This window comes from Cohnella lupini (assembly GCF_003386205.1).
GTDB classification, from domain to species: domain Bacteria; phylum Bacillota; class Bacilli; order Paenibacillales; family Paenibacillaceae; genus Cohnella; species Cohnella lupini.
Map to the genome: position 1 here is coordinate 258,608 of NZ_QRDY01000003.1, position 18,575 is coordinate 277,182.

General features: G+C 50.0%; 10 protein-coding genes. 9 read left to right on the plus strand and 1 reads right to left on the minus strand.

Features of this window, described 5'->3' with window-relative positions:
- Positions 1 to 51 precede the first annotated feature (51 nt).
- The 8 genes from DFP95_RS08110 (at position 52) to DFP95_RS08145 (ending at position 14,322) form a co-directional block, all read left to right on the plus strand.
- Positions 52 to 1,479, plus strand: coding sequence for an ABC transporter substrate-binding protein (locus tag DFP95_RS08110; RefSeq protein WP_115992092.1), 1,428 nt, complete (start codon positions 52 to 54; stop codon positions 1,477 to 1,479).
- 76 nt (positions 1,480 to 1,555) lie between these two features.
- Positions 1,556 to 2,440, plus strand: a complete 885-nt coding sequence (locus DFP95_RS08115; protein WP_115992093.1) for a carbohydrate ABC transporter permease — start codon at positions 1,556 to 1,558, stop codon at positions 2,438 to 2,440.
- A 24-nt stretch (positions 2,441 to 2,464) separates the two neighbouring features.
- A complete protein-coding gene (locus DFP95_RS08120; RefSeq protein ID WP_115992094.1) occupies positions 2,465 to 3,289 on the plus strand; it encodes a carbohydrate ABC transporter permease in 825 nt (274 codons plus the stop codon).
- A 25-nt stretch (positions 3,290 to 3,314) separates the two neighbouring features.
- Positions 3,315 to 5,534, plus strand: coding sequence for a DUF6259 domain-containing protein (locus DFP95_RS08125; protein ID WP_115992095.1), 2,220 nt, complete (start codon positions 3,315 to 3,317; stop codon positions 5,532 to 5,534).
- A gap of 61 nt (positions 5,535 to 5,595) precedes the next feature.
- Positions 5,596 to 6,678, plus strand: a complete 1,083-nt coding sequence (locus DFP95_RS08130; RefSeq protein ID WP_115992096.1) for a glycoside hydrolase family 172 protein — start codon at positions 5,596 to 5,598, stop codon at positions 6,676 to 6,678.
- A 50-nt stretch (positions 6,679 to 6,728) separates the two neighbouring features.
- Entirely contained in the window at positions 6,729 to 8,810 is a 2,082-nt protein-coding gene (locus DFP95_RS08135) for a glycoside hydrolase family protein (protein WP_115992097.1), read from the plus strand.
- 74 nt (positions 8,811 to 8,884) lie between these two features.
- Positions 8,885 to 9,901: a LacI family DNA-binding transcriptional regulator gene (locus tag DFP95_RS08140; protein WP_115992098.1), complete on the plus strand. Its 1,017-nt coding sequence runs from the start codon at positions 8,885 to 8,887 to the stop codon at positions 9,899 to 9,901.
- Between the two features lie 626 nt (positions 9,902 to 10,527).
- Positions 10,528 to 14,322: an S-layer homology domain-containing protein gene (locus DFP95_RS08145; RefSeq protein ID WP_181907318.1), complete on the plus strand. Its 3,795-nt coding sequence runs from the start codon at positions 10,528 to 10,530 to the stop codon at positions 14,320 to 14,322.
- A 107-nt stretch (positions 14,323 to 14,429) separates the two neighbouring features.
- Here the strand turns inward: DFP95_RS08145 and yhbH are convergent, their stop codons facing one another.
- Positions 14,430 to 15,575, minus strand: coding sequence for a sporulation protein YhbH (yhbH, locus tag DFP95_RS08150; RefSeq protein ID WP_115992100.1), 1,146 nt, complete (start codon positions 15,573 to 15,575; stop codon positions 14,430 to 14,432).
- A 551-nt stretch (positions 15,576 to 16,126) separates the two neighbouring features.
- Here yhbH and DFP95_RS08160 point away from each other — a divergent pair.
- On the plus strand, positions 16,127 to 18,421 hold the full coding sequence (locus tag DFP95_RS08160) for an exonuclease/endonuclease/phosphatase family protein (RefSeq protein ID WP_115992102.1): 2,295 nt from the start codon (positions 16,127 to 16,129) through the stop codon (positions 18,419 to 18,421).
- Positions 18,422 to 18,575: the final 154 nt, after the last annotated feature.

The following is an 18,575-nucleotide window of genomic DNA, read 5'->3' on the forward strand; positions in this document are numbered from 1 at the left end:
ATTTAAGCGCTTAGCGTTTAAATAGAACAATCAAAAGGGAGGATTCAAAACATGCAAGCAAAGAAGAAGATGTCTTGGACGGCTTTATTATCGATTTTAGTTATTCTAGCATTGGCGGTCACGGGATGCGGCGGTTCGGGTAACAAGAATACGAATACCAGTCCGTCTTCAAGCTCAAGTCCAAGCTCAAGTCCAAGCTCAAGCGGCGAAAGCAGCGAGTCGGCTTCCGAAACGCCAAGCTCGGCTCCCGCGGAGAAAGTAACGCTCGAGTTCTGGGCGAACAAGTTCGAACCCACGACGGATGCATGGTTTAAGAAATGGGTTGGGGAATTCAACAAATCGCAAGAGAATATCGAGATTAAGCTGACGATCGTTCCCGGCGATGCTTGGGATCAGAAGATGAAAGCCGCGCAGGCTGCGGGAAAAGCTCCGGATATCAGGACGTTGGACTATGGCAAAATCGCGAATAATGCCAAATTGGGAGCGATCCTTCCACTAAACGACCTGATGGACCCCACTCTATTCGACGATCTGTACGACAACGTGAAGGATTTCGTTACGGTTGGCGATAAGTACTATGCTTATCCGAAGCTGGTTGAACCTTCCACCGTTCTTTATTATCGGAAGGATTTATTCAAAGAAGCCGGTCTTGATCCGGAAAAACCGCCAACCACATGGGCGGAAGTGCTAGAGTACGGCAAGAAGCTCACGAAAAAAGGCGTATTCGGTTTCTCTACCGCACAGAACGCGGGGGATTTGGGTTGGTCGAGCTGGGGTCTTCAATATAATTCCGCCGGTCATCTTCCCGTTACGGACGATTGGTCCAAAGCCGACGTTATGAATGATGGATACAAAGCCTTGCTCAACTTCTACGCAACGGCTTACCAATCAGGTATTATGCCTAAACAACAGCTTTCAGGCTATGCGGATGCAACGCCGTTCGGTCAAGGTAAAGTCGCCATGATCGTTTCCGGTTCATGGGCGATGGGACTGTTCCGCAACGATTTCAAAGATAAGCTGGCTAATATCGGCGTTGCTCCAATGGCGACGATCGACGGCGACCAAACGAAACCGACGGCTACGCTTGGCGGCTGGACGCTTGCCATCGACGGCAAATCCAAGCATGCGCAACAAGCCGCCGACTTTATCTCCTATTTGCTCGCGGGAGATCCGAAAATCATGATCGACTTCTTCAAAACCAGCGGGTTCTCCAAGTTCTCGCCGCGTAAATCCGTGGACGAAGCGATGAAAGCGGACCCTGATGCATCCAAGGATGCATTCCGTAACATGGTCGCCGAGAAAATTATCCCTTATTCAAAAGCGGAACCCATCTATCCATGGGACATCAGCTTTGCATTCTCTACCGCGATTGAATCGGCTATGAAGGGCACGAGCGTCGACAAAGCGCTAGCGAAAGCCGAGAAAGACATCAACGATTTTATTACTAAGTCCAATCTAGCAGGAACGAATCCGAAGTAATGTCCGGAAACCGGTCCGGGGACGTTCATGTCCCCGGATGGTTATCCGCATCCCGAGCTGACGGTGGTGAGCGAGCATGAAGAAAAATTGGAGTCAAGATAACTTGAGCGCGTACGTCCTGTTATCGCCGATTTTGATTCTATTGACCATTTTTGTCGTTATTCCCTTTTTCTATGCTATTAGAGTCAGCTTCTACGATTGGAGCTTCTATCAGGAATCCACGTTCGTTGGATTTCGAAATTTTTATATGGTGATTACCGATCGGCTTTTCGGCGAAGCGGTTATGGTCGGGCTTAAATTTGCCTTGATGGTAGTACCGTCTACGCTAATTCTGGCTTTTCTGTTTGCTAATATCGTCAAGGGCCTCGGTTCCAGGATGGCCAGTTTCGTTAAAACTTCCGTGTACATCCCGACCATTATCTCGGGGATTGTCGCGTCCGTCATTTTCGTGTTTATTTTCGATTACGTCGGAGGTTTGGCAAACTATGTCATCGGGCTATTCGGCTATGAACCTAAGGGATGGCTGGCAGACGTCTCGACGGCACTGCCGAGTATCGTTGCTCCGGCCATATGGTTGGGTTTCGGACTTACGGCCTTGATCATGCTAGCCGGGTTGCTCGACATTCCGGAAAACTATTATGAAGCGGCGGATCTTGAAGGAGCCGGAGCATTCGCGAAAATGCGGTACATTACCATTCCGCTTATGCGCAACATATTCTTGTTCTTGATGGTTACCGGCTTTACGGCGAATATATCGCAATTCGAGTTGTCGCTTGTCATGACGAACGGAGGTCCGCTCAGCGTGACGACCACGCCGAACCTCTACATCTTCAACCATTTCCGCAACGATGTTATGGTCGGCAATTCGATTGCTGCATCCTTGCTGTTATTCCTAGTGCTTGGCAGCATTTCGGCGATTATTTTCAAGGTGCTTAACTCGGAAAAAGCGGTTGATGGATAATCGAAGGCGAGGGAGTATACGGATATGAAAACACAAAATACGATTCCAAAAATAGTTCTCACGGCCATAGCCATTTTCGTTACGATTCTGGCGCTTTTTCCCTTATTGTGGGTTATTATTGCCGGCTTTAAGGAAAAGACCGAAGTGTTGGCAACGCCGTTCCGGTTTTTCCCGGAGCAATGGCGAGTGACCAATTACACGGATATTCTGAGCGATGCGGTGTTTCAGCAAGCAATGCTGATCACCTTCGGAGGCGCGATCGTATTCGCCGCGCTAACCCTATTAGTCAATGCGAGCGCTGCCTATGCTTTTGCGCGACTTGAGTTCCGATTTAAAGGAGCGATATGGCTATATGTCATCATGACGATGTTCATTCCGGGCATGGCCATTCTTCTGACATCCTTTATCGTCGTTACTAAAATGGGAATGCTCGATACGATGGGGGTTCTGATCTTGCCGGGCATTGCCTCCGCGGGACATATGTTTTTCATGAGACAGTTTTACTTGAATATTCCGCAATCGTTAGAGGAAGCAGCGCTCATCGACGGAGCAGGACGGATAAAAATATTTACGGGCATCTTCATTCCGATGTCCTTTCCCGTCTTCGTTATCGTTGGAATAGGCGCTTATTTAGGATATTGGAACTCTTTCGTATGGCCAACGATGACGGTTACGAACATTGACTTGGTTCAGATCATGCAATACCTGTACACATTCCGCTCCGAACGCTCGTCCGAAATGGGCATGCTGATGGCGGGATCGGCGTTGTCGGCGCTGCCGACCATTATTTTATTTCTTATTTTCCAGAAATATATTATTTCCGGCATAAAGATTTCCGGCTTAAAGTGATGTCGGTCGAGGGAGGACTCTTGGGATGATAGTTCTAGAGAACGAACTGATCCGCTTGGAGATTAGCGATAAGGACGGAGCCGTTCGCAGCCTTCGAGATTTGCGTTCTGAAATCGACTATATTGCGAATTCGGTAGGAAGCGATCCGTTTCGCATAGAAACGGATCACGGCTTTACCGGATCATTTGCGTTTTTTGAATGGGTTATGGAGCGTACGGCTTCCGGCCGCCAGGAAGTTTCGTTAACTTGGCGAACGGAGGATAGCGTAACCGTGGAAGCTTGGATTTCGCTAGAGGATGGAGATGGATCGCTTGAGTTCGAGTGCTCGGCGATTAATGGTTCGGATGAGCGGCTGCTTGGCCTGGAATACCCGATTATTCCGGACTTGCGGACCATTACGGAGAACGGAAACGACGATTTTATCGCTCATCCGTTCGCGACCGGCTTCAAGGTGCGAAATCCTATGAAGCAATTTGTTCATGACGGACTCGGACAGCGATTCATGCCTTATCCGGAGAGTTTCTCCGGTGCGACGATGCAGTTTTTTACTTACTACGGGTTAAACAAAGGAGGCCTCTATTTCGCTGCTTTGGACGGCGAGGGGCACCCTAAATGGTTGAATTTCTACAAAAACGCCAACGGTCTTCTGGAAGCTTCCTTTATCCATGGCTGCGAAGATATGGGGGCGGGGAAAGGGGTAAATCCCGCCTATCAAATCCGGATTGCCCTACTAGAGGGTCAGGATTGGTACGAAGCGGCAGAGCTGTATAAAGCGTGGGCGCAGCAGCAGAAGTGGTGCGTTCGGGGGAAGCTGGCCGAGCGCGAGGGTTCCGATGACTGGCTCCATAAGGATATGGGTGTCGCAACTTTTGGGATTAACGCAGGTTCGGATCGAACGCCATGGTTGCGTAAGTATCACGAGACGTTGGGAACGCGGATGTTCCATATTCTCGGGCCCGACTGGACGAATGCTCCTCAAACGTTCTACAAAGGCGTTCCCGGAGGCTTCGACGATTGGTTCCCTACGAAGTTTAATCCGGACAACATAACCTGCATGAAGGAATACGGAGATAAGTACGCTCCGTTCGAATTCGATTACCTCTACAATTTCGAGGGAGCCGACGGGCAAAAAGGGAAAGCGGCAGCCCAGAAGTTTCCGGATAACAAAAAAAGCGTAGACGGCTATCCGTTCCCTTTTTTATGCCCTGCGCACCCGTACGCAAGGGAGTTTCATGTTCGCCGCGATGAAGCGCTCCAACGTACGGACGATGTAGACTCCATCTACTACGACATTTCCGCCAATAATATTCTGAAAGTTTGCATGGACGATTCTCACGGACATCCCGTTGGAGCGGGCAAAACGATCGAGGATGCTTACCGTCGGAATTTTTCCGAAACAAAAGACGCAATGACGGCAGTCGCCGGGCGATACGTACCGATGGGCACGGAAATGATGAACGAGACTCTTCTCGATCTGATCGATTATTATCAAGCCCGGGCCGGAGGGCAGCCTGCGGCGCCTCTGGAAGGATGGCCGATTCGCGACTTGCTGAAAACGGGAGAAGCGGAGCTCATTCCGATGTTCTCCTATGTATACCACGAATATGGCGCTTTGCGATTGGACGGCTGGGGTAAGCTGGTCGCAGAAATCGGAAAGCTCTACTATTTCACGGTTGCTCGAACTTATCTGTGGGGCGGGCTGTACGAATTGAATTACGAATACAGTCCTATGGAGACGTTGGACGGACTTGAGAACTCGCCGGAGGAGCATTATTATCCGTTCGAGCCGCGGGGTTATGAGTATTCCATGGAGAGGGCTGGGTACTTAGCCATGTTTGCTGGCTTACGTACTGGCATTGCGAACAAATATTGGGCTTATGGTCGGATGCTGCGTCCCCTTGACTTCGAATGCTCTAGGATCGTCTTGGATTGGTTCCATTATAATCACGGCAAAGAGTCAAAGGAGTATAACGAGTCCGGAGAAATCACCGTCGATGCAATCGTACATTCCGCTTGGAAATACAAGGAGGAAAGCATCGGTTTGTTCTTCTCTAATGTCAGTGAAGAGCAACACAAGGTAAGCATCGAGCTCGAATCGGGGGAATACGGGATGAGCAAGACGCATGCCCGGGTGTTCTCGGAAGAAAGAACGGAAGCAGGATCGCTTGTGCTTTCCCGGTCGGAAGTCGGAAGAACGGAGTTTCATATTCCGGCTAAATGCGTCGTAATGATCGAGTTGATGTGATCGCGAGGGACACGCTAGCTTATAGTAATCTGCCAATCATACATGACGAGGAGATAACAATATGAATTCTTTTAACGGATTAGATATGGGGCTAGGAAGCTTAGTCCGGTTGTCGAATGCGCGAACGAGATCGATAAGCCCCGAGAACTTCGCTGGCGAAAAGGGAAAAGGCGGCATGGCAACCGAAGGTACGGGGAAGGATTGCGCGCGAGATCTCGGGATCGGCTGGAAGGTTTCCCCTTCGGTGGAAATCGAGCCGGGCGTTACGTTCACGATGGGGTATATGGAGGGGCCTGGCGCTATCCAGCATATTTGGCTAACCTGTTTTCCAACGTTCTGGCGTAACTTGATCGTTCGATTCCATTGGGACGATGAAGAGCTTCCTTCGGTCGAGGTTCCGGTGGGAGATCTATTCTGTAACGGCTGGCAGGAAAGAACCAACGTCAATTCGCATCCCATTGCCGTTAATCCGGCCGGAGGCATGAATAGCTATTGGCTTATGCCTTTCCGCAAGTCGGCGAAAATGACGATAGAGAACAAATCGAAGGAAAAAGCGGTGCTTTATTATCAGATCGACTATACCCTAACGGATGTGCCGGATGACGCGGCGTATTTCCATGCGCAATGGCGGAGGAGCAACCCGGTCACCTACAAAGACGTTCATACGATCCTAGACGAAGTCAAAGGGAAGGGTCATTATGTCGGCTGTTATTTAGCATGGCAGGTGAATAACAACGGGTGGTGGGGAGAAGGCGAGATCAAATTCTATATGGATGGCGACCATGAGTTCCCGACGATATGCGGTACGGGAACCGAGGATTATTTCGGCGGAGCGTGGAACTGGGAGCAGCCGTTAGGAACGTACAGCACATACTCGACGCCATACCTAGGCATGCATCAAGCGATTAAGCCGGATGGGCTCTACAGAAGTCAGCAACGATTCGGTATGTATAGATGGCACGTCATGGATCCGATCCGTTTCGAAAGCGATCTGCGGGTAACGATCCAAGATCTCGGATGGCGATCCGACAGACGTTATTTACCCCAACAAAGCGATATCGCATCTACGGCGATCTGGTACCAAGCCGAACCGCACGCGCCGTTTCCCGCGCTGCTCGGTAACGATGAGAGAGAAGTCGTTTAAGGAGATACGAGAGTTGAGACAATCGCAGCGGTTGAAAGGAGTTTGCTTCCATGAGTCATCATTCGGAATTGGTTTCCTTTAGCAAGGATTTCAAAGGTTACGTCGACTCGTTTACCTGCGATTGGTTGGGCGACGTCAAGCCCGATATTCTCCTATCGGAGATTTCGGCGGGAAAGGCGCATGTCCTTATTCGGTTTACATTGGAAGAAGAGATACGACAGGACGACTGGCAGGTGCGATTAAAACCTTCTTTCTCGCCAAGCTTTCATTGGTCGCCGCATCTCACGCCGACGCCTGAGCATGTCGTAGATCAACATTCGTTTCGCTGTCCTGCCCTCCTGGCATCCGATAAGAAGAAACTGCTGACTGTCATTCCAGACGTGGAACTGTTACGGAATAACCATGAAAAAGTAGCGAAGAGCGGTAGCGATACCGAACCGCATTGGTATATGGACTTGGATGCTCCGAGTAATCGGCTCGTGTTGGGGATGACCGCCACTTCCGTCAGAGAGCACGTATTGCACGTACGGGAATCGGGCGCCGCGTATCCGCGGGGACTGCTCGAATTCGGCTTCTATATCGTAGCGTCGGATGCTCCCGAACACTTGAACAATCCTTGGCGTGAAGTATTGCGCTTCTTCTGGGAGGGATGGGGCCGACCGCTTCTCGCGCAAGGCCAGCCGAACGAAGGAGAACTAAACGTATATGTCGACCGAGCGTACGATTGGGCATTTCGCGATTGGGAGCACGCGGTGTGGCAGGAATTCGAGTTAGACGGCATTCGGGTTGGCGCACCAACATTTATCGTAAACGTAACTCAAAGCCCGAACTATCCGGGGCGCGTCAACGAACGGGAAGTTCGTTCGATTTGGAATCAAGCCTGGTTCAGTTCGCTGCGGTCGGCGCAGGGGCTTTTCCGCTTCGGACGCTTGAATGATCGTCCGGAATACGTAGCAAGGGCGAAGATGATGAAAGAGCTCGCGCTCGCGGCACCGCAATCGAACGGATTCTTTCCATCTGTCATTGCAACGGAAATGGAACGCGTGGAAGTGGGAGGTCAATACTACAATCGTTCGCTAGGTTGGTCGACACGTTATTGGGGCAATTCCGACCGCAACCCGTTTCATCTAAACGTTCGGGAGGCTCCTTATCATGTTCTGGACATGAGCTGGACTGCGTTGCTTATGCTGCGGTGGCATGAAGAACTGGAGCAAGACGAGCGGTTGATCGATTATGCGCATCGTTATGCGTCGTCGCTATTGAAGTTGCAGGATTCAAGCGGTTTTTTTCCGGGATGGATCGATAAAGCGACCTTCATGTCTTGCGGCGTGCTTGATCAATCAGCCGAAACCGCGCTATCCGTCACGTTTTTATTGAAGCTGCACGATCTGACAGGTGAGCGTTCCTATGCGAATGCGGCGCTTCGAGCGATGGATGCAGTTCTCGTGCATGTGGTGCCGGATGGACGATGGGAAGATTTCGAAACGTATTGGTCATGCAGCCGAGTAGGCGAGGCCGATTGGAGAGGCGGCAAAATACCACGCAACAACATGTATAAGCAATGCAACTTCTCGATGTTCTGGACGGCGGAAGCGCTGCTTGCGTGTTACAAGCTCAACGGAAATGAGGAATACATGACCATGGGGCGGCGTTGCTTGGATGAAATGCTAATGACGCAGGCGGCATGGCAACCTCCTTATATTTACGTGCCGGCGCTTGGCGGATTCGGCGTCATGAACGCGGACGGGGAATGGAACGATGCGCGTCAAAGCTTGTTCGCGGAACTTATCGTGTTATACGGTCTTGAATTAAACGAAGAGGAATACATCGAGCGAGGACTATCGGCCATGCGCGCATCGTTCACGATGATGTATTGCCCGGAGAACGCAGTCGTCAAGGAAAGATGGGAGAAGGCCTGGCCTTTCTTGAGCGAGAAGGATTACGGATTTATGATGGAAAATTACGGACATGGGGGGATAACCCATCCGACCGAAGATCCTATGGGAGAGTTCACGATTTTCGACTGGGGAAACGGGGCGGCCGCCGAAGGGTATTTGCGGATGCGCGATCGATTCGGATATGAATTCGTAAGCGGGCGGACGAGCAGCAATCCAACCTCAGCTTCCATTTGATAACAAGATCGTAAGATGTTAGTGTGAAATCATGGGAACGCAGCAAGAAGAGGGCCATTCTTACGGAGGAAATCATGTATAAAAATACGATATATCAAATTGCGGAGCATGTTGGCGTTTCGCCTTCCACCGTGTCAAGGGCACTGTCCGGCAGAGGGTACTGCGGCGTGAAGACAAAGACTAGAATTTTGGCCGCAGCCAAAGAAATGAATTACGCACCCGACAATGCGGCCAAAAATCTGAAGATGCGGCAAACGAACAAAATCATTTTCGCCGTGCCGGATATTTGCAACCCCTTCTATTTCGACATGATTAACGGAATCAATCAAGTACTCGAAGATCACGGATACCTTCTAATCTTGTTTTATACCAAGCACAGTCTGAAGGAAGAGTTGAAAGCGATCCAGATTCTGAAGGAAAAAGTAGCCGACGGATTGATTATGGTTTCCTTTAACTTCGGTGAAGAAAACATCCGCGCCATCAATGCTGCAGGCTCGCCCGTCGTACTTACGAATAAGTATGTTTCCCCGGAAGGGCAAGACCAATTTGATTACGTATATGTGGATACTTACAGTGGGATCAAGCTGGCTACGGAGCACTTGATCAAGCAAGGTATCGAGAAGATCGGATATATCGGAGGCAACCTGGGCGAACAGACCGGCTATCAGCGGTTTTGCGGTTACCGCGACGCTCTGCTGGAAGCGAATTTGCCCCTTGTACAAGAATACGTTGCCGAATCGAACTACACGGAAAGCGGCGGCTACTTGGCCGGTAAGTCCATTTTAGAGCTGGACGCTAGACCTGAAGGAATCGTGGCGGCTAACGATCTAATGGCGATCGGGGTCATGAAGGCTTGCGAGGAAGCGGGCTTCCGCATTCCCGACGACATCGCGATCGTAGGCATGGATAACTTGGACATCTCTTCGCGCGTATACCCGAAGCTGACTTCCATTGCGCTAATGCAAGAGGAGATCGGGCGAAAAGCGGCGCAGCTACTGATGGACCGGCTCCAAGGCAAGCCGAGGGAAAAGAATGAAATCAAGCTGCTTCCAAAGATTGTCGTTAGGAATTCCAGCGTAAGAATGAGTTGATAGAAGGATAGATGAAAGTTTAATAGTGACCCGTAAGAAGGACGCTTTGCATAAAGCGAACTTCTTGCGGGTCATTTGCGTTTTAATCGGGCCAGCAAAGCAAGGAAGAAAGATAAGAATCGAATCCGAATGTAGCCGGAATAGGAATTCAGACTTGCTCAATCGATTCGATATACCTATGGATTTACAGTTTCAAATTATCTACACTAAGTACTACATGTTATGTTATGTGACTCATAACGAACAATAAAGTAGTATATGACTATAATATTTCTTATTACTTTATAATATGGAATGTAATGGTTAAATGGAGTAACCTTAGAAAGGTTGACATGGAAAAATGGGGTAGCTATACTCAAATAGCTGCATAAATACTTACCAAACGATTAGTAAGTAATGCTGCGTAATTCATATCAAGAAGGAGCGTATGCCTCTGCTAGAAGGATCCATGATTTAAACGTTTGAGTTAATGTTATATTACATAACGTTTCATGAATGAGTTTGACGTTAACTTCAACCCAATTCAGTTAAGTTCACTCAATAATGTGGAATATATTGGTAACAAAGAGGTTGGCTGTACCACGAAATCCGCATTTTTTTTACAAAACATCTTAGGAGGTATACACATGAAGTTGAAAAATCACACCAAAGGAATTATGACTGCTTTTCTAGCCGGCACAATTGTATTATCGTCCTTCAGTTCATCGGTATTCGCTTCGGGACCAGATGCTATTTCTGCATTAGCGGTTAAAACAGCCGATTCAGTAGCAGGTGCTCCAACCGCGGAATTACCGTCAGATCCTCCAGCTTCTCCTACGGAAGCTGATCCAATAGAAGTTCCTAGCGACGCTGAAATTCCATCCGATTCCGCGACTGATCCAACGAATGCCGACATGTTGGCCCCAGTTGCCGAACCGGTTTCGTTGATGTTGGACACGCCGGTTGATAGCACTCTGACGGAAGGCGATGACCAAGAGGTTCATCTGAAACAGTTATATAGCGATGGCTCCATGCAGGACGTGACCCAATTTGCCACATGGGTGACTGAAGACGATTCCGTAGCCTCGATAACGCCGGCGGGCAATCAAGACGGACCTGCAATCGTGCATGCCGGAACAAGCGGCGTTTCCGTTATTTCGGCTACATACAACAACGGGCCGGCGGCTTCGTTCTTCGTGACCGTTAACCCGGTACCGCTGGCGGATGAGACGCTTGATATCCTTTTGTCCACGGAGAAAGCAAGGTTGAAGGTCGGCGATTTTCTACCGATGACGGCGGTGCGGGAGAATATCAGCCTGATCAGGAACGACGTAACGACCAAAGGAACATGGCTCTCGCTGGATCCGAGCATTGCTTCCGTTACGGAAGACGGACTGATCCAGGCCAACAAGCTTGGTCAAACCTATATTCATTTCAATTATGAAGATCTTACTTACACGGTTCTGGTCGATGTTGTCGAAACCGTAGGTCTTACGGCAAGCGAGACCAGCGTGGAGGTTATGCCTAACGACGGCATAGAGATTAAATCTATAGCTTCCTTTAACAACGGAACGCAAGGCGACGTAACGCAGTTTGCCAATTGGACGGTCGAAGATCCGGAAATCGCAACCGTGGATGCCGGTGTAATCTATGGAGTGTCCGAAGGCGAGACGACCGTTACGATCTCTTACGATTCCGTCACCCCTATACAGATTCCGGTGAAAGTAACTAGTAATCCCCAAAAACCAGTACTTCTAAGCTTGGATGTAAGCAAACCAAGCTACACGTTGGAGTTCGAAGAGAAATCGGCCCCAATGGTCGTGACTGCCATCTATAGCGACGGTTCCACCCAGAACGTTACGGACGAGGTTGAATGGTTAGCCGGCAACGTGCTTGTTTCCATTGAAGACAATGCCGTCGTAACAAAGGGTGCGGGGTTTGGAGGAAGCCTCGTTTCGGCAACTTACCTAAACCGGACGGTCTACGTGCCGATTTACGTAAAACCGGCTCCGGGCACGCCTCCGGTCGAAACGCACACGTTTACTTCTCTTCAAGTTACGCCTGACGTGAAGACGATGAAAGTCAACGATGCACCTCTTCAGTTGAACGTAAAAGCAATTTACAATTACGGCAGCGATCCATCTAAGGATTTCGATTTAGGAAGCTCGGCTTTGTATACTTCGATGAATCCGGACATTCTGACCGTGAGCTCCGACGGAAAACTTACCGCGGTCAAAGAAGGGAAGGCAACCATTACCGTTTTCGGTTTATCCATGACGAAGCGCCTGACGATCGAAGTCCTCCCGGAAACGACGTCTTCTTCATCCGGAGCCGATACCTTCAAGCAAATGATCGGTCTTGAGCCGAGCCAAGCGAAAGTTACGCTCGACCTGGGTTCCAAAGGCTATGGAATGACATCCCAAGCCAGATATGACGACGGTACTTCCGAAAATGCGACCTCGGCGAGCGTATGGACCTCGTTGAATCGGAACATCGTTACGGTTCGCAACGGCGTATTGACGCCTGTAGGCAAGGGAACGACGGATGTTTTGGTTCAAGACGGCCAGTTTAGTTCTCTTGTCGAAGTATCAGTAGGAATAAACGGCGACTTTGAGGCTCCATCCAAGAACGTCGAAGTTTTTTATCGGCCTTCGCACATCGTCGTTCAGCCAACCGGAGTATACCCTGCTCGTTTGCAGGCCGCGCTCTCCGACGGAAGAATCGTTGATCTTACGGACAGCAACAACGAATCGGAGTTCTATCCTACGGAGTGGAGCATCTCCGATAACTCGATCGCTACGAATAAACAGGGTAAAGTGAAAGGCGTTACGATAGGGGAAACGACTGCGACTGTCCGATACGGCGACTATCCGTCTATTGAGATTCCGGTAACGGTGCAGGCTGAATCCGGGTCTGTCGTGCTCGAAGGAATCATGATCGACGGTGCGGATCTTGTTATTCAACCGGATACCGCGGAGAATGCGCATCCCGTGTTCGCTATGTATAACAATATAACGATTGAAGTGAACGACGACGGCAGGTGGAGTACCTCCGACCCGTCTGTCGCGACCGTTGATTCGCACGGTAACATTGTTTCTCATGGAACCGGCGAAGCCTACATTAAATTCGAGTATGACGATCCTCGGCAAGAAACTCCGCTGAACGATCAAATATTCGTAAGGGTAGCTAAACCGAGCTATCTAACCCTCTTTTATGGCGAAACGGAAATATCGCTCCCGGCTAAAACCGAATATTATACGATAGTACAATTGATTTATGAAGGCGTTCGTCACTTGACCTCGGCCGAAGTACAAGATTTAGGAACATGGACTTCGTCGGATGATTCCGTTGTCGTCGTTAACGATTCAGGGGTCTTCCTCGCGCAAGCTCCCGGTCAAGCCGTTGTCACGTTCAGCTATATGGGCTTGTCTTTGGATGTCACGGTCAACGTGGGCGAACCGATTGCGGATCCGGATTCGGCTCCGCTCGTGTCGACTTATGCGCTTCCTGGTTACGTGATTGCCAAGACGGGCGAATCCGTAGAGCCGAAGGTTATGGCCATGTTAATGGACGGTACGGAGAAAGATGTCACATCCAAAGTCGTATGGCTAGAGTCGAGTCCGAGAGTGGCCGATGTTCAGAATGGCGCGATTAAAACTCATGATCAAGGAGCTGCCGTTGTCGGTGCGTCTTATAACGGTGATCTCGTCATCATTCCGGTAGTCGTACTAGCTGGCGATGATGGGACAACGCTACCACCTTATACGCCACCTTATACGCCACTGGCGCCACCAATCGAAACGCCGGCACCTGAAACGGGTAAACCGACCCTTGTTGAAGGCGTAGACGTAGATGCCGTAAAAGCAAACATTGAAAAGGCATTAGCGAATCCGGCTGCGGCAACTTATTCGGATTTGCCATCCGCGTCTTGGAGTGCTTCTGCCATTTCGCTAGCTAGCAGCATCGGCTTTGTAAAAGGCTACACGGACGGGACCTTCCATCCGAAAGCAAACGTGACGCGGGGAGAATTCGCAACCATGCTGGCGCGCGCCCTTGGCGTAACCGGCAAAAAGGGAGCTTTGTTCTCCGACGTAAGCGGCACGAGTTACGCTGCCGATGCCATTGAAACCCTGCATGCAATGGGGTTGATCAACGGTTACGGCGATGGAAAGTTCAAGCCGAATCAGATTGTTTCCCGCGCGGAGATCGCCACGATTCTGGCAAAAGCCATGAAGCTTGGAAAACCTGCTACGGAAGGTAAATTTACGGATGTGAACGGCACATGGGCTGCGGATGCGATTAACGCATTGGCCGAACAGCAAATCATCGAAGGCAAAGGCGCGCAACAATTCGCTCCTACTGCCAGCGCTACCCGCGAAGAGTCGGTCGTTCTGATTCTCCGCACTCTGGGCAAAGCGTTGGAACTTAATTTGAATTTGTAATTGTAATGAGAATTCAAGGTTAGCGAATAAGCACAAACGGAGCGATCCTTCCCTGTATTCAACGGGGGAAGATCGCTCCGTTTTTTTGATTTCCCGCTTTTTCGCGTTTACACTGCCGCTTCCCGTTTCTTGAAGAACGTCTTCAAAGCCTGATAGATCTCGCTCTTCTCCTTAATAATGTGATAGAGGAATTGCTGGTGATCCAGATGCTTATAGGCCGACATCAGCGTACTGCTTCGGTTGTACTGATTAACTTCCCCGTAGCCGAATATGTTCGAACGCTCCAGCAGCTCCTTGATCAGCCGAACGCAACGCTCGTTGTCGCTCGTCAGGTTGTCCCCGTCGGAGAAGTGGAAGGGATAAATATTGTATAAGGACGGGGGGAAGCGACTGTCGATAATCTCCAACGCTTTGACGTAAGCCGACGAGCAGATCGTGCCTCCGCTCTCGCCGCGGGTGAAGAATTCCTCTTCCGTTACTTCCTTCGCCTCGGTATGATGCGCGATGAAGACGATGTCGACCTTCTCGTATTGCTTCCTCAGAAACCGGTTCATCCAGAAGAAGAAGGAACGCGCGCAATACTTCTCGAAGCTGCCCATCGAGCCCGACGTATCCATCATCGCCAAAATAACCGCGTTATTCTGCGGTTTAACGATTTCATCCCATGTTTTGAACCGCAGATCGTCGGGGCTGATTCCTCCGATTTCGGATTTGCCGTCTCTCGAATTACGGCGCAGATTTTCGAGAATCGTCCTTTTTTTATCGATGTTGGACATGATGCCTTTACGCCGGACGTCCGTGAAGCGCACGTCCTTCACTTCGATCTGTTGCTTATCCTTTTTCTTGAGATAAGGCAGCTCCAATTCCTCGAACAGCATCGTCTCCAGCTCCGCGATGGAAATCTCGGCTTCGACCACGTCGTCGCCGGGCTCCGAACCCGCGCCTTCCCCTTTACCGCCCGCGGGCGTCGGATCGACCCCGATCACGTCCCCGACTTGGCTGTCTCCGTTACCTTGACCGACGTGTTTCTTCTTGTTCGTGTTATAGACGAAATGGTATTCATCGAGACTGCGAATCGGAATCTTTATGATTTGACGTCCATCGGACATGACGATGTTTTCTTCGGAAATCAGGTCGGGCAGGTTCTGCTTGATCGCGTCGCGGACCTTCTGCTGATGGCGTGCTTGATCTTGATAGCCTTTACGGTGAAGTGACCAATCTTCCCGGGATAAGATGAACGAGGGATGATTCATGGCGGGCCCCCTGTCGCAGTATTTGAAAAGGATGTATTAAACAATATATTCAACCGAAGCCAAACGATGTGCACGGAAATAGCGGACAAGACCATCATTATTCTGATCGAGCGGAATTAACGAAGAAGCTTCGATAACTCCGCTAGCCCAACGCAAAACGGACCGAATTAACAAAGAAGCTTTGATAACTCCGCTAGCCCAGCGCAAAACGAACCGAATTAACGAAGAAGTTTCGATAACTCCGCTAACCCAGCGCAAAACGGACCGAATTAACGAAGAAGTTTCGATAACTCCGCTAACCCAGCGCAAAACGGACCGAATTAACAAAGAAACTTCGATAACTCCAACACCACACTGTTCGGTTTACCGTAAAAACGAGCTGAAGACGCTCCCATCCGGTCACGGATTTCTTTTACCGCGAACAGGGGGTGTTCCGAATTACAATTGTCAATCATCGGAAATTCGAGTATATAACCGTCGGCGAGAATTCATTAAGCTTAAAATCGAACCAACCGAAAAGGAAGGTTTAACAGAAGAGGAGGAATGAGTTAATGTCTCGCACGATATTCAAAGCTTCGCAATTATGGTTACGTTTATGTTTAATCGTTTCGCTCGTTATCCCGGCGGTGACCCTAGCGGTACCCGATCAAGCTTCCGCGGCCGCTCAACAGCCTATTCGAGTATTGCAGTATAACGTTCAGGGGATTACGGCCCTGTTTCTCGGCGAGGAGTACGATATGTCCCAATACGACAGAGGCCAGTTGATCGGGGATAAAATTCTGGCAGGTGATTACGATGTCGTGACGATTAACGAATTATTCGACGGCGATATGAAAGACGGGATTACCGACAAGCTCAAACCGACGTATCCGTTCGCGCTGACGGATATCGGATCGACTTACCCGGTGAAGCCGGGAAATAGCGGACTTGCGGTTTACTCTAAGCTTGCGCCCGCACCGCGAAACGACTTGAGCAATATTTTCGTCAAGACGGTTCAAATCAAGAGAGATTGCAGTCCTCCCGATTCCGAGTGCGCTCCGGTATACGATTCCGTCGATTTGATGGTAGACGACTTGTACTGCGGCGGAGTCGATATCGTCGAAGGATACGGCTTCGATAATAATTGCAGCAACGGGTTCATGCCGTACGAGGATTTGTACCACGATGATTCCTTCAGCGTCAAAGGCGTGGCATGGGTAAGATTGCTTGATCCGTCGGGGACCCCGGTAAACGTATTTTTCTCCCATGCGCAAGCTAGCTACTCGATTCCCGATCCGGATGCGGAGAAAGGCCGTATAAGCAACTTTAAGCAAATTAACGACTTTATTAAATTCGTAGTACCACCTGCCGGGAGAAAAAACGAAGCCATCCTCTTAACCGGCGATCTGAACGTAATCGGAGGAACGTCCGAGTACGATAACCTAATCGGCGCGAATAGCGAGCTCTACGATCTTGGGTTAAGGGATATTTGGTCCGAATACAACTCGGGCAAAGACCCGGGTTATACCAGGGGACTTAATAATACGCACGTCTTGGTCGACGACGAGTTCAAAATGAATCAGAGATTGGATTATATGATCGGTAAATATCCAAGAGGCTGCTTCATGCATTCTACGGTGAAGCGCGACTTCGTGGATTCGAAAGGAAGAGATCTATCGGATCATTACGGTATCGATACCGTAATCGGAACGTCCGCTAGCTTCTGCTCCCCCTCGATCGCAAGCGAACAGCCGGATGGAGTAAACAAGTATAACATTGCGAGCCCGGGCGACTATCAATGGGTATATTTTCCGAAGGCAGGCACTTATACTTTCAAGGCTTACGCCACCGACATCCCCAAAACAAGCCTTGAGCTGACCGCGTACGCTGAAGACGAACTTTCCTTTCCGGTTAAGCCATGGGAAGGCAACGCCGTCATTAACAACAGGCAAGAGACGGTAACGTATACGCCTCCGGGAGCATTTTACTTGCGCATAAGAGCGGTCGAATCAAATGGCACGCCTAACGAGACATGGCAAGGGGATTTCCACCTTAACATCCATAAGGCTGCGGGTGCGACGTGGGAGGATGCGATCGTACTGCATCCGAATCAGCGCATGAACGCGGATATGGCAGCCGATAACGGCATCCAATCCCTGCAGACGGAGACGTTCTTTAAGTTCAAGACGGAGCTGTCGGACAATGGAGCCATGCCATGGTCTACGTTCGATCTCGAACAAAAAGTCAAGACGGGGGAGACCTACGACGATCCGTCTCCTAAAGCTCCGACCATACGTTTCGGTTTCGCGATTCGCAAAGACAAGAACGGGCAGAATCTATTCGCTAGACCTTCGTCCGCGAAGCATTCAGGCTTCCATACCAAATTCGGAACGACGATGCAAACGCTGCCGGAGGGAGAATACCGGCTTGTCGTTTCAAGACCGCAGCCGTCGACCAATCAATCCGCAGCCTTCTCCGTTAACTTCGAAACGAATCTGAGAGTTTTGGATATCGCCGAACTTTACTGCATCGAGCAGGAGGATTTCACGGGCGACGACGACCCTTACCTGGAGTTGACGCTGGACGGTACTTTTACAAGCACGTTTCTCTACCCGGATGCGGATAGCGACCAAGGTCACCATAACCCTATGGCGATAACGGGGGTTGCCATTGATCCCCATCGTATTATGATTATTCAAGATGCGGCCATTAAGCTGATGGAAGTGGACGATATCGATGACGACGATTATATCGATACCGCCAACGTCGAAATAAGCCCCGACGATGACGGAAGCATGAATCTTGGTTTCTTGCAGGGAGACGGAGCGGAATACATCTTGAAGTACACGGTTGCTCAGCCGTATTAATCCACCATGGGGCAAGTAATGCATAGAGGTTTAATAGAGAGGTTTCAAGCAGGCACGCTTCCGTTCGGTAGACGGGGGCGTGCTTTTATAGCGCGGCGTGCAGACTAGCGGAGCTTTGCGATTCCATTACCATTATCCGAGTCTCCCATTCTTC